Source organism: Clostridium sp. LS3, from assembly GCF_055330225.1.
In genome coordinates this window covers 2,377,133-2,399,820 of the sequence record NZ_CM143921.1, presented here as the reverse complement: position 1 = coordinate 2,399,820, position 22,688 = coordinate 2,377,133, and the positions used below count along the sequence as shown (strand labels likewise).

General features: G+C 27.7%; 19 protein-coding genes, 1 tRNA gene and 1 other annotated feature. Of the genes, 17 read left to right on the top strand and 3 right to left on the bottom strand.

Annotation, left to right across the window (positions count from 1 at the left end; translation table 11 throughout):
- Window positions 1-20 precede the first annotated feature (20 nt).
- Window positions 21-899: an Hsp33 family molecular chaperone HslO gene (hslO, locus tag ACZJV1_RS11250; RefSeq protein ID WP_463650180.1), complete on the top strand. Its 879-nt coding sequence runs from the start codon at window positions 21-23 to the stop codon at window positions 897-899.
- Window positions 900-946: 47 nt separating this feature from the next.
- On the opposite strand, the gene ACZJV1_RS11245 is transcribed toward hslO, so the two are convergent.
- Window positions 947-1,021 (bottom strand) — tRNA-Cys (locus tag ACZJV1_RS11245).
- Window positions 1,022-1,121: 100 nt separating this feature from the next.
- On the opposite strand from ACZJV1_RS11245, the gene ACZJV1_RS11240 reads away from it, so the two are divergent.
- Entirely contained in the window at window positions 1,122-1,799 is a 678-nt protein-coding gene (locus tag ACZJV1_RS11240; protein WP_463650179.1) for an HD domain-containing protein, read from the top strand.
- Between the two features lie 130 nt (window positions 1,800-1,929).
- On the opposite strand, the gene ACZJV1_RS11235 is transcribed toward ACZJV1_RS11240, so the two are convergent.
- Window positions 1,930-2,631 (bottom strand): DUF6873 family GME fold protein, encoded by a 702-nt coding sequence (locus ACZJV1_RS11235; RefSeq protein WP_463650178.1) that lies wholly within the window; start codon window positions 2,629-2,631, stop codon window positions 1,930-1,932.
- A gap of 135 nt (window positions 2,632-2,766) precedes the next feature.
- On the opposite strand from ACZJV1_RS11235, the gene ytxC reads away from it, so the two are divergent.
- The 15 genes from ytxC (at window position 2,767) to ACZJV1_RS11160 (ending at window position 21,014) form a co-directional block, all read left to right on the top strand.
- Window positions 2,767-3,657: a putative sporulation protein YtxC gene (gene ytxC / locus ACZJV1_RS11230; RefSeq protein WP_460287438.1), complete on the top strand. Its 891-nt coding sequence runs from the start codon at window positions 2,767-2,769 to the stop codon at window positions 3,655-3,657.
- 465 nt (window positions 3,658-4,122) lie between these two features.
- Complete coding sequence (gene rpmI / locus ACZJV1_RS11225; RefSeq protein ID WP_016206790.1) at window positions 4,123-4,320, top strand: 50S ribosomal protein L35; 198 nt, start codon at window positions 4,123-4,125, stop codon at window positions 4,318-4,320.
- A gap of 20 nt (window positions 4,321-4,340) precedes the next feature.
- Window positions 4,341-4,700, top strand: a complete 360-nt coding sequence (rplT, locus tag ACZJV1_RS11220) for a 50S ribosomal protein L20 (RefSeq protein ID WP_322413098.1) — start codon at window positions 4,341-4,343, stop codon at window positions 4,698-4,700.
- Between the two features lie 302 nt (window positions 4,701-5,002).
- The gene (locus ACZJV1_RS11215) at window positions 5,003-6,343 is read left to right on the top strand and encodes a TrkH family potassium uptake protein (RefSeq protein ID WP_460287437.1); all 1,341 of its coding nucleotides are present in this window, start codon (window positions 5,003-5,005) and stop codon (window positions 6,341-6,343) included.
- Window positions 6,344-6,357: 14 nt separating this feature from the next.
- Window positions 6,358-7,026, top strand: coding sequence for a potassium channel family protein (locus ACZJV1_RS11210; protein ID WP_460287435.1), 669 nt, complete (start codon window positions 6,358-6,360; stop codon window positions 7,024-7,026).
- A gap of 14 nt (window positions 7,027-7,040) precedes the next feature.
- Entirely contained in the window at window positions 7,041-7,826 is a 786-nt protein-coding gene (locus ACZJV1_RS11205; RefSeq protein WP_463650177.1) for a TrmH family RNA methyltransferase, read from the top strand.
- Window positions 7,827-7,893: 67 nt separating this feature from the next.
- Window positions 7,894-8,121, top strand: a binding site (T-box leader).
- Window positions 8,122-8,169: 48 nt separating this feature from the next.
- Window positions 8,170-9,189, top strand: coding sequence for a phenylalanine--tRNA ligase subunit alpha (pheS, locus tag ACZJV1_RS11200; RefSeq protein WP_463650176.1), 1,020 nt, complete (start codon window positions 8,170-8,172; stop codon window positions 9,187-9,189).
- Window positions 9,190-9,207: 18 nt separating this feature from the next.
- A complete protein-coding gene (pheT, locus tag ACZJV1_RS11195; RefSeq protein ID WP_463650175.1) occupies window positions 9,208-11,586 on the top strand; it encodes a phenylalanine--tRNA ligase subunit beta in 2,379 nt (792 codons plus the stop codon).
- A gap of 191 nt (window positions 11,587-11,777) precedes the next feature.
- Complete coding sequence (locus ACZJV1_RS11190; protein ID WP_463650174.1) at window positions 11,778-12,635, top strand: cell division protein ZapA; 858 nt, start codon at window positions 11,778-11,780, stop codon at window positions 12,633-12,635.
- A gap of 377 nt (window positions 12,636-13,012) precedes the next feature.
- Window positions 13,013-15,364, top strand: coding sequence for a U32 family peptidase (locus ACZJV1_RS11185; protein ID WP_463650173.1), 2,352 nt, complete (start codon window positions 13,013-13,015; stop codon window positions 15,362-15,364).
- A gap of 10 nt (window positions 15,365-15,374) precedes the next feature.
- Entirely contained in the window at window positions 15,375-15,734 is a 360-nt protein-coding gene (locus tag ACZJV1_RS11180) for a hypothetical protein (protein ID WP_411167987.1), read from the top strand.
- A gap of 20 nt (window positions 15,735-15,754) precedes the next feature.
- On the top strand, window positions 15,755-18,112 hold the full coding sequence (locus tag ACZJV1_RS11175; RefSeq protein WP_463650172.1) for an endonuclease MutS2: 2,358 nt from the start codon (window positions 15,755-15,757) through the stop codon (window positions 18,110-18,112).
- 90 nt (window positions 18,113-18,202) lie between these two features.
- Window positions 18,203-18,652 carry a 2-thiouracil desulfurase family protein gene (locus ACZJV1_RS11170; protein ID WP_463650171.1) on the top strand — a complete coding sequence of 150 codons (450 nt, stop codon included), beginning with the start codon at window positions 18,203-18,205 and terminating at the stop codon, window positions 18,650-18,652.
- Between the two features lie 2 nt (window positions 18,653-18,654).
- A complete protein-coding gene (locus ACZJV1_RS11165) occupies window positions 18,655-19,731 on the top strand; it encodes a hypothetical protein (RefSeq protein WP_463650170.1) in 1,077 nt (358 codons plus the stop codon).
- Between the two features lie 137 nt (window positions 19,732-19,868).
- Window positions 19,869-21,014: a M15 family metallopeptidase gene (locus ACZJV1_RS11160; RefSeq protein WP_463650169.1), complete on the top strand. Its 1,146-nt coding sequence runs from the start codon at window positions 19,869-19,871 to the stop codon at window positions 21,012-21,014.
- Between the two features lie 40 nt (window positions 21,015-21,054).
- On the opposite strand, the gene ACZJV1_RS11155 is transcribed toward ACZJV1_RS11160, so the two are convergent.
- Window positions 21,055-22,518: an aminotransferase class I/II-fold pyridoxal phosphate-dependent enzyme gene (locus ACZJV1_RS11155; RefSeq protein WP_463650168.1), complete on the bottom strand. Its 1,464-nt coding sequence runs from the start codon at window positions 22,516-22,518 to the stop codon at window positions 21,055-21,057.
- Window positions 22,519-22,688 lie beyond the last annotated feature (170 nt).

Here is a 22,688-nt window from a genome sequence, read left to right as displayed (position 1 = left end):
TATTTAATGGAGGAATATTAATGGATAAAATAATTAGAGCAACAGCGAAGGATGGAATGGTAAGGATTATAGCAGGAGAAACTACAGAGTTAGTTAATAAGGGAAGAGAAATTCATGAATGTACACCAGTTGCTGCAGCAGCATTAGGAAGAATGTTAACAGCAGGATCTCTTATGGGATCTACTTTAAAATCAGAAAAAGAAGTAATAACTTTAAAGATAAATGGAGGAGGCGAAGCAAAAGGAGTTACTGTTACAGCATATGAAGGTGGTAATGTAAAAGGATTTATTGGAAATCCATATGGAGATATGCCTTTAAACTCAAAAGGTAAACTAGATGTAGGCGGATATATAGGTAGAGATGGTGAATTTACAGCTATTAAGGATTTAGGAATGAGAGATCCTTATGTAGGGAAAGTTCCAATATATACAGGAGAAATTGGAGAAGACTTAGCATACTACTTCACAGTTTCAGAACAAACACCATCAGCTGTAGCTTTAGGTGTTTTAGTTGATAGAGATTTTTCAATTAAAGTTTCAGGTGGATTTATAATTCAAATGATGCCAGATGCTGATGAACTATTATCAGATTTAATTACATATAGATTAGAAGAAATTCCTTCAATAACACAAATGTTACAAGAACATGGAAGCATAGATAAAGTTATAGAGTTTATATTTGAAGGTATGGATTTAAAGATATTAGAAGAATCAAAACCAGAATACACTTGTAACTGTTCAAGAGAAAGAGTAGAATCAGTTTTATTATCTATAGGAGAAAAAGACCTTAGAGAAATATATGAAGATGGAAAAGAAGAAGAAATTAAATGTAATTTCTGTAATACAGCATATAATTTTTCAAATGAAGAAATTGGAGAATTATTAAATAAAGCGAAATAATAAAAATCAAAAGGCTTAGATAATTAAATATCTAAGCCTTTTGATTTTGGAGGCGCCACCCAGATTTGAACTGGGGAATAAAGGTTTTGCAGACCTCTGCCTTACCACTTGGCTATAGCGCCAAATCTTATAATTATATGATATGTAATATTTAAATTTTTGATACTAAATTTAAAATAAAATTTTAATAAGTACAAATAATATTATTTAGGAGGTGGCAATATGGATATTGAAATATTTAATCAATTAGAAAAAATATTAATAAATGAAAAAGAACCATCTGTAGCTATAAGTGGTATGATGAAAACTGAAAAATTTAATAAAAGTGATTTTAGTATAATAAGGAAATTGGAAGATATCCCCCAAGAAAAAAAATATCATCCTGAAGGAAATGTGTGGAATCATACTAAAATGGTGGTAGATATGGGAGCTAAGATTAAAAACCTTTCTGATGATGCTAGAAGCTTTATGTGGGCAACATTATTACATGATATAGGAAAAATACCAACAACAAAATTTATTAAGGGAAGGTATAGATCTTATAATCATGATACAGAAGGAGCAGAGATGGTTTATAAGTTGCTTAATAAATATGGTTATACAGAATTAACAGAGGACGTAAGTGAGTTAGTAAGATATCATATGCACCATATTTATATAATTAAAAATTTACCATTTTCTAATATAGAAGGCTTATTAAGTAGTAAGAAATTTAATGATATTATATTGTTATTTATTTGTGACAAACTTGGAAGAGGAAATCAAGATATAAATGAATACAAACATAGTTTAGGTGAGGTTTTTCTTATATTAGATAAATTAGAAAAGGAATCTAATATAAAATATTATGAATTAAGAAATAAAATAAAGGAATTTGAAAAAAATATATATAAGGAATAACTTAAAGGAGATTTTAATTAATCTCCTTTAAGTATTTTAAATTAATCTCTATAAAATTAAAAGTTAAATTAAAATGTTATTAAAGTATTATTAGAAACATTTATATAAAAAAAACGTATTATATAAAAGACTATAATACAAACAAGCTTCCTCTATCGTGGAGTTTTCCATCTTTTAAATAAATAGGTTTAACTCCATATTTTTTTAAAAAGCATTTAACTTTATCACCATATATATATGAATCTAAATTTCCGAAAAAAGCTATTAGGTTTTCATTAATAAGTCCACCAGTTCCGCCAATAAAACCATAGTCTAAACCTTCTAGAATTATATCACCAGGAGGTAGTAATAATATATCAAATCCTTGGGGATTTAAGGAATTATATATGCCAATATCATTTGTTATTATTGCTTTATCTGAAATTGGTAAACAAGAGCACTTAGTATATCCTTGATTAATATTTATTAGTTTTTTATGGGATTGAGTAGAAAGTAGTATTTCATCAGTATATTTTAAATTATGTATAAAATAGTCATTTAAAATTAAAGCATTTAAAAAAATATTCTTAGGATAACTATAGTCTAAAGAATTTTTACTTTCAATAAAGTTAATGTTGAAATTTTTTAGCTTATACTTAAAGCTTTCTGACATATTTTTTTGAATTATTACTTTCTTAAGTTTTTTATCTAATATAGCTAATTGTATATCTACATGTCCATCTATAGATTTATATAGATTATTGCAAGGAGGAATTTCTATTATTGAGAAATCAAGAGATTCAAGAATTTTTTTTTCTTTATTTGTAGTTCTATAATCAACAAAGCAAACCATAAATATACTCCCTAAATTTGTATTTAATATATTTTATTATAGTTTGGTAAATTAATTTTGTCGATTAGTAAGAAATATTTTTTGAATATAGTTTAATTTTTTATACATACTATTACTAGGAAGGGAGTGGAACCCATGCTTGTACTAAAGCTTGTATATAATAAGGATCTAGATTTTGTAAGAGAAATTCAAGAACTAAGGACTGTTCTAAGAAAAAAACACATAAAAATTGGAGTAGTAGAGAGTGTGGAATTAGATAATCATATAGTTAAAGTACTATGTGATGATGAAGATTATAATGATAGAATAAGAGAAGTTATAAACTTATATATAAGTAATATTTTATATAAAATCGTTATAGAGAAATATAAAGAAAGAGAAATGTTTGATTTTTTAACTGAAAATTACTTTTTTCTTAAGCAGGATGAAGTAATAGAAGTTGAAGAAGAGGTTATGAAAGTATTACTATGTGAAGAATATTTAAAATCAGAAAATTTGATTTATTGCATGAATAAGATGAACTGTGTAATAGAAAAAATTAAAGGGTGTTTAGAAGAAAACTCAGAGATAAACATAAATGGATTTATTAGATTTAGAATGAAGGAATTAAGAGAAGATATAGAAAACATAATAGATAAGGTAATAGAAAGTTATATGGTTGAAAAAGAATATAAAGAATTTGTAAAATTATTAAAATATTTTGTTGATATACAAGAAAGCAAGATAGATGAAATAAATATATGTATAGATGAAGGTGGCAATTATTATATAAAAGATAGAGAGAAAAAAGATATTTTTAATGAATTTATGAAGGAATTAATAGAATGTAGAATAGATAGTGATGCAAAAATGGAAGATATAATAATAAGTGGACTAATAACTAATGCTCCTAAAAAAGTAATAATTCATGGAAAAGATAACTGTTTAAATAAGGAATTTATAAACACTATAGAAAATGTGTTTGAGGATAAGGTAAGTTACTGTGAAGGATGCTCCTTATGTACTGAAAAACAGGTTAAATTTTAAAATTATATTGACAAGTTTTTTAACAGATAATATAATTACTAGTGTTAAGAAGAAACAAAGCCGTTTCTCACCTTACGGCATAGCTTAGTAAGGTAATACATTCTTATTTTAATTTAGTATTATTTAGATTAAATTAATGTATATTATGAGGACGGCGTAGTGCTGTCTTTTTTATTTGTCTTTTTGAGTAATAAATACTTAGAGATAAGTAAAATTATAAAAATTCTCTTAAGGAATTATATAAAGAAGAAAGTAATAGTTATTATTACAAATAAAAAAGCACTATATAATGCTAATTAGTTCCTATAAGTGGAATTAGATTATAACTAATTAGGGGAATAGTTTAGTTAGAAAAGTAGTAAGTATTAAAAAGATATTTGTACTTAATTAATATTGAGAAATTATCACATAAGTGTAATTGAGATTTCCCTTAAAAGAAACATAATTTGAGAGGAGGATTTTATTATGCCAAAAATGAAAACGCACAGAGGTGCAGCAAAGAGATTTAAGAAAACAGGTACAGGAAAGTTAAAGAGAGCTAAAGCTTTCAAGAGTCATATCTTAACAAAGAAGAGCTCTAAGAGAAAGAGAAACTTAAGAAAAGCTGCTTATGTTTCAACTACTCAAGAAAAAGCAATGAAAAAATTATTACCATATTTATAAGATTGTAGGAGGATTGAAACATGGCAAGAGTTAAAAGAGCAGTAAATTCACGTAAAAATCACAAAAAAGTATTAAAGCTTGCAAAAGGTTATTATGGTGGAAAGAGCAGATTATTTAAAACTGCTAACGAATCAGTAATAAGAGCTTTAAGAAACGCTTATGTTGGAAGAAGATTAAAAAAGAGAGATTTTAGAAGATTATGGATAGCAAGAATTAACGCTGCTACAAGAATGAATGGTCTTTCATATTCAAAATTCATAAATGGTATCAAATTAGCTGGAATAGACATGAACAGAAAAATGTTATCAGAAATAGCTATAAATGATCCTAAGGCATTTGCAGATTTAGTAGAAGTAGCAAAAAGCCAAATAAACAAATAATCTACTGCGGCCATATGGTCGCATTTTTTACTCTTTAGGGAATTATATTTCTAAATTTATTGTGGATAACTATTCTAAGATATTTAGCTATTAAAGCTATTTCCTAAAGAGTAAAAAATATGAATATAGTGCGCGTGCAAGATTTTCCTCAGACAAGCTTAGGAAATGCATATGCACGAGAAAAAGTCGACGGCTCGGCAAGCTCGCCTTGGCGACTTTTTTTATAGATAAATATAATAATATATTAAAAATAGTGTATAATAATTAGTATAAAATTTTAGTATATCTAAGAGGTGGAGGATATGCAATTTAGTTTAAAAAGTAAAATTAAGTTAAATGGAGTTCAAATATTGGCATTAGGCTTTTTAGTAGTTATTTTTATAGGTGGAACCATACTTTCATTACCTATTTCATCTAGTAGTGGGAAGCCAACTAATTTTTTGGATGCTATTTTTACATCTACTTCAGCAGTATGCGTAACAGGTCTTATAACATTAGATACTAGTACCCACTGGAGTACTTTTGGGCAAACTGTTATTATGACTTTAATTGAAGTTGGTGGTCTAGGGTTTATGTCTTTTGCAGTATTAATATCTTTAATATTAGGTAAAAAAATAACTCTAAGGGAAAGACTTGTAATGCAAGAAGCTATGAATACATATTCTATTCAAGGACTTGTAAAAATGGTACAATATGTATTAGTATTTACGGTCTCAGTTCAATTTTTTGGAGCTCTATTATTATCAACTCAATTTGTTCCAGAGTATGGAATTGCAAAAGGCGCTTTTTATAGCGTTTTCCATTCAATATCTGCTTTTTGTAACGCTGGGTTTGATTTATTTGGAAAAAGTCTTGTTGGGTATTCAAGTAATAGTGTAGTTATTTTAGTAATAAGTGCATTAATAATAATAGGTGGTTTAGGGTTTACAGTTTTATTAGAAATATATGAGTTTAAAGGAATAAAAAAGTTATCTCTTCATTCCAAATTAGTAATAATAACAACAGCTATATTAGTATTTGGTGGTGCTATTTTAATGTTAATATTTGAATACACTAACCCAGAAACCATAGCAAATATGAATTTTAAAGATAAGCTTTTAAATTCATTTTTTGCATCAGTAAGTCCAAGAACTGCTGGATTTAATAGTGTATCAACTAGTGGAATGACATTAGCAAGTAAATTTTTAACTGTAATTTTAATGTTTATTGGAGGATCTCCAGGCTCAACTGCTGGTGGATTAAAGACAGTAACTTTTGGTATATTAGTATTAACAGTTATTTCCGTAATAAAAGGAAGAGAAGATGCAGAGGGTTTTGGAAGAAGATTTACTAAAGAAGCTGTTTATAAAGCATTTACTTTATTATTTATAGGTGTATCATTAGTAATATTTGCAACAATGATTTTATCATATACTGAGGTTGGTGCAAGCTTTATAGATTTATTATATGAAACAACATCTGCATTTGGAACCGTAGGTCTAACATTAGGACTTACTCCAAATTTAAGTTCTATTGGTAAAGTTTTAATTATGCTTATGATGTATTTTGGAAGAGTTGGCCCTCTTACTGTAATGTTGGCATTAACTAGAAAAGGTAAAAAATCTGGATATAAATATCCAGAAGGAAAAATTTTAATTGGTTAAGGAGATGGATTTAATTGTCTAATAAGCAATTTGTAATTATAGGACTTGGAAGATTTGGATCTTCAATAGCAAAAACTTTATATTCTTTAGGAAATGATGTACTAGCAATAGATAAAGATGAAGATATAGTACAAGAAATATCAGATAGTGTTACACATGCTGCACAACTAGATGCAACGGATGAAAATGCCTTAAGATCTTTAGGAATTAGGAATTTTGATGTAGCAGTGGTTACAATAGGAGATAATATACAATCAAGTATAATGGCTACATTATTAGTTAAAGAACTTGGAGTTAAATATATTATTGCTAAAGGCCATAGTGATTTACATGCAAAGGTTCTTTATAAAATTGGAGCAGATAGAGTTATACTACCTGAAAAGGATATGGGAGTAAGAGTTGCCCACAATTTAGTTTCAGCTAGTATTTTAGATTATATAGAGTTATCAGCAGATTATAGTGTTATGGAAATTCAAGTTTTATCTGAATGGGCTGGTAAAACTTTAAATGAATTAAGACTTAGAAGTAAGTATGGAATAAACGTTATGGCAATTAAAAGAGATGATGAAGTTAATTTATCACCAGCAGCTGATGATATAATAGAAAATAATGATGTAATTGTTGCTATAGGATCAGCTGAAGATTTAAATAGATTAGAAGGTATGATAGCTAAATCAAACTAACGAGGTGCAAATTTTTGATTTATATAGAAAGTAAAGAAAATAATTTATTTAAGTCTACAAAAAAGCTTAAGGAAAGAAGATTTAGACAAAAAGAGGGTAAGTTTATTTTAGAGGGACTTCGTTTAATTGAAGAAGCCGTAAAAGCCCGTATGGAAATAGAGTTTATAGTTTTATCTGAAAGAGATAAAGATATATTAGAGTCAAGTACCTTATTAAAGGAATTTATAGCAGAGGATAAAATTTTTGTTTTAGAAAAAAATTTATTTTCACAATTAGCTTCTACAGAAAATCCTCAGGGAATTCTTGCTGTAGTAAAAAATAAGCAAATTTCCGTAGATTTAGATGGTGAATTTTTCTTAGTATGTGATAAAGTTCAAGACCCCGGTAATTTAGGAACCATAATAAGAACAGCTCACGCAGCTGGAGTAGCTGGGATAATATTAACTAAAGGAACTGTTGACATATATAATGATAAGACAATAAGATCTACAATGGGCTCTATATTTTATGTTCCAATTTTTTATGATGATGAAGAATTTAATATTATAAAAAAGCTTCAAGAAAGTGGTGTTAGTTTAGTAACAACATCTCTTGAAGAATCTAAAAACTTTTTTGAAGAAGATCTAAAAGGAAAGATAATGTTAGCTGTAGGCAATGAGGGAAATGGAATAAGCAATGAACTTTTTAACTTAGCAAATAAGAAAGTTAAAATTCCAATGCCAGGAGGAGCAGAATCTTTAAATGTAGCAATAGCAACATCAATAATTTTATTTGAAAAAGTAAGACAAAATTTAATATAGAAATAATTAGAAACTTACTATTGAAATTAACTAAGTTTATTTGTATAATAGATTGTAAATTGAATATATAAAGACTGAGAATGAGAAAGTAGATATAAAGGACTTTTCAGGGAGAAGTGGTCTAAGACTGGAAACCATTTTAAAGAAGTTTATATTGAAGTTCCCTCAGGAGTCCTAGAGATGAAAGTAATAGTAGTTTCTAGCGGTTTTAACCGTTATTTAAATTTGAGTTGGGTTTTAAATTTATAAAATTTATAAACCAATTAGGGTGGTAACGCGGTACTTCGTCCCTTTTATAGGGGGCGAAGTTTTTTATTTTTATCAAAAAAGGAGGAAATATAAGATGCAAGAAAAGTTAATTTCTATTAAAGAAAATGCATTTAAAGAATTAACAAATGTAAATACTAGCTCAGAATTAGAAGAAATAAGAGTTAGATATTTAGGTAAAAAAGGAGAACTAACTACTATATTAAGAGGTATGGGAGCATTATCTCAAGAGGAGAGACCAATAGTAGGGAAACTTGTAAATGTAGTAAAAAAAGAAGTTGAAGATAAGATTGAAGAAATAGCAAAAGGTATTAAAGAAAAAGAAAAAAATGCTAAATTAGCATCTGAAGTTATAGATGTATCATTACCAGGAAAGAAAAATTTAATTGGTAAGAGACATCCTCTAGATTTAACTTTAGAAAGTATGAAAAATATCTTTATATCAATGGGCTTTACAGTAGAAGAAGGACCAGAAGTTGAGTTAGATCATTATAATTTTGAAGCTTTAAATATTCCAAAAGATCATCCAGCAAGAAGTGAGCAAGATACTTTTTATATAAATGATAATTTAGTATTAAGAACTCAAACTTCCCCAGTTCAAATTAGAGTTATGGAAAATCAAGCACCTCCTATAAAGATGATAGCACCAGGTAAGGTTTATAGATCAGATGCAGTTGATGCAACGCACTCACCAATATTCTATCAAATGGAAGGATTGGTTATTGATAAGGGAGTAACTTTTGCAGATTTAAAAGGTACTTTAGAACTTTTTGCAAAGAAGATGTTTGGAGATAAAGTTAAGACTAAATTTAGACCTCACCACTTTCCATTTACAGAACCTTCAGCAGAAATGGATGCAACTTGCTTTGTTTGTGAAGGTAAAGGATGTAGAGTTTGTAAAGGAAGCGGTTGGATAGAACTTTTAGGTTGCGGAATGGTTCATCCAGAGGTGTTAAGAAATTGTGGTATAGATCCAGAAGTTTATAGCGGATTTGCCTTCGGATTTGGAGTTGATAGAATGGTTATGCTTAAATATGGAATAGATGATATCAGACTATTATACGAAAGTGATATGAGATTTTTAAATCAATTTTAATTATAGGAGGTAAAAGAGATGAAAGTACCATTTAATTGGTTAAAAGATTATGTTGAAGTAAATATAGATGCAAAAGAACTTGGAGATAGATTAACATTATCAGGTTCAGCAGTAGAAGAAGTTATTACTCAAGGCGATACAATTAAAAATGTAGTTACTGGAAAAATTGTTGAGATAACTACACATCCAGATGCTGATAAATTAAAGGTTTGTCAAGTTGATATAGGATTAGCTGAAAATATTCAAATTGTTACAGCTGCAACAAATATGAAAGAAGAAGACGTAGTACCAGTTGCTCTTCATAAATCAATTTTAGCAGATGGAACTGAAATAAAAAAAGGTAAGCTAAGAGGAGTAGTATCTAACGGTATGTTCTGTTCAGAAGAAGAACTTGGAATAGCTGGTGATGAGCCTGTTCATGGCCTTATGATATTACCTAAAGATGCACCTCTTGGAATGGATATAAAAGAGTATTTAGGTCTTAATAAATCAATATTAGATTTTGAAATAACTTCAAATAGACCAGATTGCTTAAGTATAGTTGGAATGGCTAGAGAAACTGCAGCAACTCTTGGAAAATCATATAAGATGCCTAGTTTTAATTATGAAGCAAAGAATTCTGAAAATATTAATGATAAGCTTAAAGTTGAAGTTAATGACTCTTTATGTAGAAGATATATGGCAAGAGGCGTTAAAAATGTTAAAGTTATGCCATCGCCAGGTTGGATGCAAGAAAGATTATTAGAAGCAGGAGTTAGACCTATAAATAATATAGTTGACATAACTAATTTTGTAATGTTAGAACTTGGGGAGCCTATGCATGCTTTTGATGCAAGAGAAATAGAAAGTGGTAAAATCGTTGTAGAGAGAGCTAAAGATGGAGAAGTTTTTGTAACATTAGATGAAATTGAAAGAAATTTAGATTCTAGTTTCTTATGTATAAAAGATGGAGACAAAACTATAGCTTTAGCAGGAATAATGGGTGGATTAAACTCAGAAATTAAAGAAGATACAACTGAAGTTATCTTTGAATGTGCAAATTTTGATGGAACAAATATAAGAGTTAATTCTAAAAAACTTAATTTAAGAACTGAAAGTTCATCAAGATTTGAAAAAGATATAGATCCAAATCTTGCAAGTTTAGCAATAGATAGAGCTTGTGCTTTAATATGTGAGCTTGGATGCGGTGAAATAATTGAAGGAACTATTGATGTATATACTCAAAAGAAAGAGGAAGGAAGTATAACAGTAGATTCTAACTGGATAAATAAATTCTTAGGAACTGAAATAGCAAAAGAAGATATGAAGAGATATCTTGATTCATTAGACTTAAAAACAGAAGTTGCTAATGATAATTTAGTTATAAATATACCAACATTTAGAATAGATATAGCGATCAAAGAAGATATTGCTGAAGAAGTTGCAAGAATATATGGATATGATAAGATTCCAACTACAATATTTAAGGTATCTACTGAAAGAGAACCTAAATATAAAAATGAAATATTAGCTGAAGATGTTATAAATACTATGATATCAAGTGGATTAAACCAATCAATTAGTTATTCATTTATATCACCTAAAGTTTTTGATAAAATCAACTTACCAGAAGATAGTGAGTTAAGAAATGTAGTAAAGATTAAAAATCCTCTAGGAGAAGATTACTCTGTTATGAGAACTACTACTATTCATTCTATGATGGAGTCTTTAGGAAGAAATTACTCAAGAAATAATGAATATGCTAGATTATTTGAAGTTGGTAAGATATATATACCTAATGGAGATGAAACAGATCTTCCAAATGAAAGAAACATACTTACAATAGGTATGTATGGAGATTGTGATTATTTAGATTTAAAGGGAGTAGTAGAAAATGTAATTGAAGCTTTAGGATTAAATAAAGTAACATTTGCTAGAGAAGCAGAAAATACAAGTTATCATCCAGGAAAAACTGCAGCTTTAATGATAGGTAAATCAAAGGCTGGAGTTTTAGGTGAAGTTCATCCTGATGTTTCAGAAAACTATGGTGTTGATGTAAATTGCTATTTAGCTGAGTTAGATTTAGATATATTATTTAATAATGCTGAAACTACTAAGAAGTATAAAGCACTTCCAAAATTCCCAGCAGTTACAAGAGATATAGCTTTATTAGTAAATGATGAAGTGCTAGTACAAGAAATAGAAGATACTATTAAAAAAGCTGGCGGAAATTTAGTTGAAAAAGTGAAATTATTTGATATCTATAAAGGTGCTCAAATACCAGAAGGCAAAAAGAGTATAGCTTATGCAATTGCATATAGAGATGAAAAGAAGACACTTACAGATAATGATGTTAACAAAGTTCACGATAAGATATTAAGAAGCCTCGAATATAAATTAGGAGCAGTTTTAAGGTAATAAAATATTAATAATGGTATTTTAGAGGATAGAAAAAATTAAGGAGATATTTTAGATTTAAGATAGTTGTTTTAAATCTAAAATATCTTTTATTATTTTAACTATAATTAGATTATAATTATCTATACATTCTTTGGAATATTTATGTTAAAATTAAATTAATAATAAATATTATGTTAATGAGGTGTATTATGAGTACGGTAACTATTAAGATAAATGGGATTGAATATAATCTAAAAGGAAGAGAAAACGAAGAGTATTTATTAGAAGTAGCAAAGTATGTAGATGGAAAAGTAAAAGATATAATGACCAATAATAGAAAATTAAGTTCTACAGCAGTTGCTACGCTAGTTGCACTAAATATAGCTGATGAATTATTTAAAGCAGATATAGAAGTTGAAGGACTAATGAAAAAACATACATCATTAGAAGAAAGAAATATAACTTTAAAAGAAAGAATAAAAGAAATAAGAGAAGATACAGAAGTAATTCAATTTAATAACAATAGAGAAATAGAAGGTTTAAACAAAATCATTGAAGACTTAAATCAGAGACTTTTAGAGGGAGAAGAGTTAAAAAATAAAATTTCATCTCTTGATATAGAATTACAAGAACAGAATGATTTAAAGGAAAGAATATCAGAATTAGAAAAGGAAATTGAGGTTAAAGAAATAGAGATAAAGGAAAGCCTAAATTTAAAAAATGAGATGGAATCTTTAAAAAATGAAAACTCAACCTTAAGAGAAGAGGTAGAAAAATATTATGATGAGATGGAGAATTTAAAAGTAACTAATGATTTACTTAAAAACAATGAAGTAGACTATAAAGAAAAATTTATTAAACTTAATGAAGAGTGCAAGATAATGGAAGAAGATTTTAAAAAGACTAAAGATGAAAAGGAAGCTTTAAAGTTAAGGAATAAAGAAATAAAATTTCAGTTGCAAAATTCAAAGTATAAATTATTAGATTTAGAAAAGAAGTTAATTGACGTACAAATTAAGTTAGCTTCAGAGAAAAAGTATAAGAATGCCTTGATTAAGAATGTTTAGTTAGTAGATATAATTAATATATAAAAACAGCTTGATTTTCCTAATTAAGCTGTTTTTATATATTTAGAAAGTGACTTATTTAAAGTATATAGGTTCTATTAAAGTTTCTACATTATAATATAGTATTTAGATTTTTGTAATTTATATAGTTATAAGATGATTTTAAAGAACCTATATATGTAAAATTAAAAAATATATATGATTCTAATTCGCTATTAAACTTACATTTTGATTTTTAACTATTGATTTTAATTTAAATATAGATAATGCAGAATATTAATTAGAACATATATATAATAGAAAAAAGTTAAAATTTATGATATATATAATTAGGAAAGATTAAAAGTATAATAAACTAAAGTTTAGGAGAAGTATTTATGAAGAAAGTTGAAATTTTAGCTCCAGCAGGGAGCATGGAAAGTCTTATTGCAGCAATTAATAAAGGTGCAGATGCAGTTTATTTAGGTGGAAATAAGTTTTCAGCAAGAGCATATGCATCTAATTTTGATAATGATAATATGATAAAAGCTGTAGATTATGTACATAGCTATGGAGCTAAGGTTTATGTAACATTAAATACTATATTAAAGGAAAATGAAATTGAAGAAGCTGTTAGATATGTAGGATTTTTATATGAAATAGGAGTAGATGCAATAATACTTCAAGATTTAGGTTTATTTAAAAGAATAAAAGAAGATTATCCTGATTTTGAAATACATGCATCTACACAAATGACAATACATAATGGAGAAGGTGCATTATTTTTTACAGAAAGAGGATTCCATAGAATAGTTTTATCAAGGGAATTATCCGTAGATGAAGTTAAGCACATTTCTAAGGATTTAGGAATAGAAACTGAAATATTTGTACATGGAGCCTTATGTATATCATATTCAGGTCAATGCCTTATGAGTTCTATGATTGGTGGGAGAAGTGGAAATAGAGGTAGATGTGCACAACCTTGCAGAATGGAGTACACATTAAAAGGAAATAAGTCTGGAGAAAGAAAAGCTTATCTTTTAAGCCCTAAAGATACTTGTACAATAGAAGATATTAAGGATATTATAGATTCTGGAACATATTCTTTAAAAATTGAAGGAAGAATGAAAAGGCCTGAGTATGTTGCAGGTGTAGTTGAAAATTATAAGAAGGCTGTAGAAAAGGAATTATATAACACAGAATATAATGTTAGCAAAGGTAAAAGGGAATTATTACAACTATTCAATAGAGGTGGATTTTCTAAAGCTTATTTACATAAAAATGTTGGTATGGATATGATGAGCTTCAAACATCCAAGAAATACTGGAGTACCACTAGGTAAAATTGAAAAGAATGGAGAAATAGTTTTAAAAGAAGATATTTCCTTAGGTGATGGTTTTAGATTTAGAGAAAGTGGATTTTCAATAAATAAAATTATAAGTAATGGTAATGAAGTGAAAGAAGCTAAAAGAGGGGAAAGAGTTAAAATATTCCCAACTGCTTACAAAGCTGGAGATGACATATTTAAATCTTTAGATAAAAAGCTGTTTGATTCTCTAGAAGACTCAATTAAACCATATAACAGAAAAATATCATTAAAAGCAAATGTTAAATTTAAGGTTTCTGAACCGTTAAAAATAACAATAAATTATGATAATAAGGATTATGAGTTTTTAGGTGAAGTTGTTGAAAAAGCAGAAAAAAGGCCTTTAGAAAAAGATAGAATAGTAGATTCTCTAAGCAAATCAGGAGACTGTGCTTTTAAAATAGATGAAGTTAATTTTACAGATTTTGAGGATGGATTTATAAGAGTTAGTGATTTAAATAACTTAAGAAGAGAAGCATTAGAAGGAATACAAAAATCTATTACGAAGTCTTTTAGAAGAAAAAGACCTAATAAGATAGAGAAAACTGATGAAATAAAAAATAACCTTAGTAATTTAGATATAATATATCAATGTATTACAAAAGAGCAGCTTAATACTTTAATAGAAGAAGGTATAAAAGATATAATAGTTGATATATTTAATAGAGATAAGGATGCTATACAAATCAAAGATTTAATTGAAGTATCTCAGAATAAAGAGATTAATATATATTTAAAAGTTCCAAATATAATAAAAAGTGAATTTAAGAATGTAATAAATATAATAGAAAAAGCTAAAGAATATATTAAGGGTATTGTAACTGTTAATGTAGGGGTAATTCGTAAATACCAAAATGAAATGACTATTATAGGTGACTATAAATTAAATATAATTAACTCACAAGCTTTAAAGTTCTATCAAAATGAAATTGATATTCCTACAATTAGTTTAGAATTAAATAGAAAAGAAATTAAAAATATGCTAAAAAGAAATAAAGGGAATGTACAAGGGATAATATATGGTAAAACTGAGCTTATGATAAGTGAATATTGCCCAATAGGAAGTACTTTTGGAGAAAAATCCTCTTGTAATGATTGTAATTTAGCATGTACAAGAGATGAATTTACATTAATTGATAGGATGAATGAAAAGTTTAGAGTCATGACAGATATATTTTGTAGAAGTTATATCTTAAATCCACACCCATTAAATCTTATTGAAGAAAAAGACGATTTAAAAAGCCTTGGAATAAATTCCTTTAGAGTAGAGCTTAGGGATGAGAACTCTAATGAAGTAAAAAAAGTACTTAAAATGATAAGAGGAGAAGAAAAAGTTAATACTAATAATTATACAAAAGGGCACTATAGAAGAGGAATAGAATAGAGGGGAAAATATGAGCATTACATTAATTAAGTATTTAATTTTAGGAGTAGTATTATTAAATTTACTAGTTATATTAGGAACAAGGAAATTTAATAAAAATACTAAAATAGTAAATGTAAATGTTGAATATAGAAGAGAAGGTATTAAATTATTAAAAAGCCTTTGGAAAAAGCAAATTATGATGATTGCAATAGGAGTAACATTATTTTTATTAGCTATATTAATTAAAGAAAATGATAATAAGATTGCAATTAATACATTTGCAGTTATAGGTAATTTATATGTACTAATTTCAGCATTATTAGCTACTTATAACTATAATAATTTTAATAGAAGCATAGCTAATTTATTAAATAAAATTAAAGGTTAGGGTAACGAAGAGGAGATATTATGGAAGAAAGAACTCTTAGAGTATTAGAATTTAATAAAATAAAAGAAAAATTAAAAGAATATGCAGTAACATCTGGAGGAAAAGAACTTATAGAGAGCCTTAGACCTTATGATACTGTATTTGAAGTTAAAAACAAACTTAAGGAAAGTAATGAGGCCTTAGATTTATTAATAACAAAGGGAAATCCACCTTTTGAAGGGTTATTTGATGTAAAGGATGGAGTAGAAAGAGCTAAAAAGGGTGGAGTATTATCAGCAGGACAATTATTAAAAATTGGTGGAATGCTTAAATGCTCAAGAAGATTTAAGGAATATATATCTAGAAGAGATGATGAGGTTCCTCATATAGTTTTAGAGGATTTAGCGTACATACTAACTCCAATCAAAAATCTTGAAGATGTTATAGAAATGTCTATAATTTCTGAAGAGGAAATAAGTGATAGAGCAAGTAGCACGTTAAATGGAATAAGAAGAAGCTTAAAAGATAAAAATTCGTCTGTAAGAGATAAGATAAATGGAATTGTAAGATCAAATGCGAAGTATTTACAAGATGCTTTATATACAATGAGAGGAGATAGGTATGTTTTACCTGTAAAAGCTGAGTACAAAGGTTCAGTTCCGGGACTTGTGCATGATCAAAGTTCAACTGGAGCAACATTGTTTATAGAGCCTATGAGCCTTGTTAATTTAAATAATGAAATTAAAGAACTTAAACTTAAAGAAAAAGCTGAAATTGAAAGAATATTAATGGATTTATCTAATAGAGTTTTTGAAAATATCGAAACAGTAGAAAGTAATTATAAAATACTTACTGAATTAGACTTTATATTTGCAAAAGGAAAATATGGTTCAAGTTTAAATGGAATTTGTCCAGAAGTTAATGAAGATAAAAGTTTTGATATAATTCATGGTAGACATCCATTAATCGATACTAAAATAGTTGTACCTTCTGATGTATATTTAGGTAAGGAATTTAATACATTAATGATTACTGGTCCTAATACTGGAGGGAAAACAGTAACTTTGAAGACCGTTGGGTTACTACATTTAATGGGATTAAGTGGACTTCTAATACCAGCAAAGGATGCTTCAAGTATAAGCTTTTTTACAAAAATATTTGCTGATATAGGAGATGAGCAAAGTATAGAGCAATCATTATCAACTTTTTCATCTCATATGACTAATATAGTAAAAATAATGAAGGAAGCAGATGATAGTTCTTTAGTTTTATTTGATGAATTAGGTTCAGGGACTGATCCTGTTGAAGGGGCAGCATTAGCAATAGCGATAATAGACACATTAAGAGAGAAAAGAGCTAGATTAATTGCTACAACACATTATAGTGAGTTAAAAGGATATGCATTAAGAACACCTGGAATTGAAAATGCTTCTGTAGAATTTGACGTTGAAACATTAAGACCTACTTATAGACTTTTAATAGGAGTGCCAGGAAAATCAAATGCATTTGAAATTTCAAAAAGATTAGGACTTCAAGATGATGTAATAAATAAAGCTAAAAGTAATATTTCTTCAGAAAATCTTCAGTTTGAAGACTTAATAAGAGATTTACAAGAAAAAAGTATTTTAGCAAATAGAGATGCAAGAGAAGCTAAAAGAATAAAAACAGAGGCTGAAGAGCTTAAAAAGAAGTATGATGAAAAGTTCAAGAAGTTAGAAGGAGTAAGAGATAAAGCTTACAACGAAGCAAGAAGAGAAGCAAAGGATATCATAGCAAAGGCTAAAGATGAAGCAGATGAAATTTTAAAGGCTATGAGAGAACTTGAAAAGTTAGGAATTGCTCAAGGTGGTAGAGCAAGATTAGAGGAAGAAAGAAAGAAGCTTAAGGATAGTTTAGAAAAGAAAGAAGAATCACTTTATAAATCAAGAGAAAATACAGGAGAAGCTATTGAAAAAGTAACTTTGGGTATGGATGCATACTTACCTTCTTTAAATCAAAATGTAATTATAATTTCAATGCCTGATTCAAAGGGAGAAGTTCAAGTAGAGGCAGGTATAATGAAAATAAATGTTAAGTTAAAAGACTTAAGAAAAATTAACAATACTCCAGCTAAAAAAGAAAAGAGGAAAAGGGAGCTTAAGTTAAATTTAAAATCAATAGAAAATAGAGTTGATTTAAGAGGGATGGATTCAGAAGAAGCTTGTTACAAAGCTGATAAGTATTTAGATGAAGCATATATGGCTAATTTAGGCGAAGTAACAGTAGTTCATGGAAAAGGAACAGGGGTTTTAAGAAAAGCTATAAATGATATGTTAAAGAGACATCCACATGTAAAAAGCTATAGGTTAGGTGAATATGGTGAAGGTGGAGATGGTGTTACAATAGTAATTTTAAAATAAAATAATAATTAAAATAATATTAATATATAAAGAGACTCATTTTTTAGAGTCTCTTTTTATGTTATAATTATATAGAAAAGAGGTGTATATATGTATCTTATAAGTGGTTGTTTATGTGGTGTTAATTGTAAATATAGTGGTGGAAATAACTTAAATAGTAAGTGTGTAGATCTTTTTAGAGAAGGAAAAGCTATATTGGTATGTCCTGAACAACTAGGAGGACTTCCTACACCTAGAACTCCAGCAGAAATACAAGGAAGTTCAGAAGAGGTTTTAAATGGTAATCATAAGGTTCTAACTAAAGATAATGCAGATGTTACAGAAGAGTTTTTAAAGGGAGCATATGAAACTTTAAATATAGCTAAATTAACTAATGCAAATAAAGCCATTTTGAAAGATGGAAGTCCATCTTGTGGTGTTAATTATATTTATGATGGTAATTTTAATGGAAAAAAGATAGAAGGAATGGGAATAACAACAGCTATCCTTAAAAATAATGGAATAGAGGTTATAAGTGATATTGACTTGGAAGGAGAATAACTATGGGAATATTAGATATTTTAAAAAAAATAAAAAGAAAAAATTATGAAGATGATTATGAGTATGATTATGATTATGAGGATACTGAGGATAAAATAGAAAGTGAATATGAGTATAGGAAAAAAGAAGAAATAAATGACATGAATATTAAGGAAAAAGATGTAGATACATTAATAGAAGAAAAAAATATTATTGAAAATATAAAAGATATAGAAAATGCAAATTTAAAAGAGGAAATTGAATTGTCTAAGGAAGAAATAGAGGAGTTAATTTCCAGTGAAATTTTAAAAGTAATTGAATTATATGATGATTTCGATAAAGTTAAAATTGCTGCAAGAGAAGCAGCTGAAAATATTGGTAAGAATTATATAAAGGAACTACCTAATTATTTAAATAGGAAAATACATAAGCCAAGTAGATTCATAGATAAGTACGATGAAATAGGAGAATGGGGAGTAGTTGTAGAAAATTCTGTTTTAATGATAATTTATAGCTACAAAGAAGATGCAGTTCCAGTATTAGAACGAATTTCTCAAAGGAATTCAAACCTAAACTTAAAGGCTACAAATTTATTATGTAAATTAGCTAGTGAAGGAGTAAAAACTGAAGAAATAGTAAATTCTATAATGAATAATCTTATTGCATTCAATGATGAAAATAAAATTGTTATTTTAGGATTTATGTCTCAAATTAAAGAAAACAATCAAGTTATTGGTTTAATACAGCATTTTTATAAGGCTTTTGTAAAGAATGGAGAAATAGAAAATGCTTATAAAACTTTAAAACATCTAATTAATGCTGCAGAGAGATTTACTAAAGGTCATTTAAACTTTTTAAAAGCAATTGCAATGGGTAAAAGCTTTATTAATCTAGAAGAAATAATGGGAATTGAAGAAGAAGATCCAAAAATTGTTTCTATAGAAAAAGTTAATGATTTTTTAAGAATAGATGCAGCTATAACATATTATTCATTGGATTTTAATGATGACGATATAAATAGTAAGCTTCATTATTTAAGTGAATACTCATTAGATAAGGGATTAAGAGAAAGAATTAAAGCTATGTTAAAATCTAAATAAATATTTATCTATCATATTTTTTAATATTTAAAGATTAATTATACAAAAGAGCTACTATTTAGATTTTATAATAAAAATGTATTTTAACATAATATGCTTTTTGTTATAATTTTAAATAGTGATGGAGGAGTTAGAGATTGAATAAAAATATTAATAAAAGAAGAAAGAATGTTTTGAGAAGAAAACAGATTATAAAAAGAAGAATAGTGTCAGTAGTTGTTTTTGGTATAATTATAGGAGTATTTCTTTATGCTCCTATTGAATTAAAGCATTTTGCTTTACTAAAGAAAGAAGCAAAGGCAAATGAAAGATTTAATTTGCAAATGGAATCAATAAATGATTATAAATATATAAAAGATATTTTTAATAATATATACACTACAGAAGAAAAATCAAATGAAATAAAAAATAAGATAGATGATATAGAAAAAAAGTTATCTAATGGTATTAATGAAGAAATAGAAGATTCAATATCAAAATTAAAAGCTACTATAAATGAATTAAGTGCAGCTAATCAAATAGAGTTAGATCAAACATTCAATAATATAAACGATGAAAATCTTCAAGGATTTAGTAATGATGAAATGGATAAGGTCAATAAGCTTAAAGATGAGTATGATACCCTATATAATGAGAAAAAGTATAAACAAGCTAAAGAGACATTATATTCCTTGAATAGTTACATAACTGAAACAAAAAAGGTTGCTAATGAAAGAAAAATAAAAGAAACTTATGAAAAAAAATCAAGTGAAGATGCAAGCTTAAGAGAGCCTAAATATATAAATGGAATTTTAATTGTAAATAAAGAATTTGGACTTCCTGACATTTTTGCACAAGGAGAAAGTACAGAAGCTAGAAAGGCTTTTGAAAGTATGAAAGCTGATGCAGGAAAGGAAGGAATTTATCTTAATGCTTTTTCAACTTATAGAAGCTATTGGAGCCAAGATAGATTATATTGGAGCTATGTTTCAACTTATGGACAAGATCCTACAGATACTTTTTCTGCGAAGCCTGGATTTAGTGAGCATCAAACAGGACTTGCATTTGATATTGGAGGATTAGATCAATCTCTTTGGGCTAAAGACGATTTTAAATATACCAAAGAAGCAGAATGGCTAAAAAATAATAGTTATAAATATGGATTTATATTAAGATATCCAGAAGGAAAAGAGTGGAAAACTGGATATATGCATGAGTCATGGCACTTTAGATATATTGGAGTAGAGCATAGTAAAAATTTTAAAGATAATGATTTAACTTTAGAAGAATATCTAGGATTATAATAAAAAGGTAATTTGATTTTTAAATCAAATTACCTTTTTGTTACTTTGTAACTATTTTAATATTTTCAACAGTTAAATCCTCTGTACCTTGGACATAAAGATTAGCTCTTTTTAAATCATGAACATAGTTTACAACTTCTTGAGTTATTTCTTCTCCAGGACAAAGAACAGGAATTCCAGGAGGATAAGCAAGTAAAAATTCACCGGAAATTTTACCTATACTCTCATTTAGTGGAATCGAGATTTTATCACTGTAAAAGGCCTCTCTTGGATTAAGGACTTTTCTTGGTATTGCTGGAATATCTAAGAAGTCTTGAACAGGCTCTTTCTTACCATAATACTCATTAGATATTTCTTTAAGTGCAGATAATAATCTATCTATACCTTCTTTAGTATCTCCAAAGGAACCAACGGCTAAAACATTATAGAAGTCTGATAATTCCATTTGTATATGGTATTTATCAGCAAGTATCATATCAAGTTCAAAGCCTGTAATTCCAAGTTCTCTAGAAGAAATAGTAAGCTTTGTTGAATCAAAAGAATATGAACCTGGTTTTCTTAAAACTTCTTCTCCAAAGCAATAGAAGCCAGGAATTTTATTTATTTCATCTCTAGTGTACTTACAAAGTTCTATTGTTTTTTGAAGTAAATCTTTTCCTTCTAATGCAATTTGTCTTCTAGCACAATCTAAAGATGCCATTATTATATAAGAAGGAGAAGTTGTCTGCATTAAATTTAAAATTTGTTGAATTCTCTTAGGATCAACATATTTACTTTTAACATGTAATAAAGAGCCTTGAGTTAATGAGCCTATTATTTTATGTGTACTTTGTGCGCAAATATCAGCCCCAGCTTCTAATGCTGACATAGGTAACTTCTCTGAAAAGGCTAAATGAGGACCATGAGCTTCATCTACTATTAATGGTATATCATAGCTATGTACTGTATCAGCAATTTTTTTTATATCTGTTGCAACACCATAATAAGTAGGATTTATAATTAATACAGCTTTAGCATCTGGATTATCCTTAAGCGTTTTTTCAACAGTTTCAGGAGTTACTCCATGAGCAATTCCTAATTTTTTATCAATTTCAGGCTCCATAAAAACAGGAACGGCTCCACTTAAAATAATACCAGAAGTAACTGATTTATGTACGTTTCTAGGAACTATTATCTTATCACCATCATTTACTACTGCAAGTATCATAGCTTGTATAGCACCTGATGTGCCATGTATTGAGAAAAATGAAGCATCAGATCCATATGCATCAGCTACTAATTCTTGTGCTTTCTTTATAGGTCCAGTAGGATGATGTAAGCTATCAACTAGTTTAAAAACTGTCACATCTATTTTAAATGGATTTTCACCGATAAAATCCTTAAATTCTTTATCTATACCTACTCCTTTTTTGTGTCCAGGAACATGAAATGGTAGTGTATCTCTATTTACATACTCCTTTAGAGCATCAAAAAGAGGAGTTTCATATTGATTCATTTTATACAATTTAGAACACCTTCTCTCTTATAAATATTATTGGTTATCCCATAAGTTTTATACAAACATTAATATTATATTTTATTAGTTTAAACTATGCAATAAAATACTACACAATATTAAAAGAAATATGCAAATAAGTTAAGATTGAATAAAAAACAGTATTTATGACAAGAATA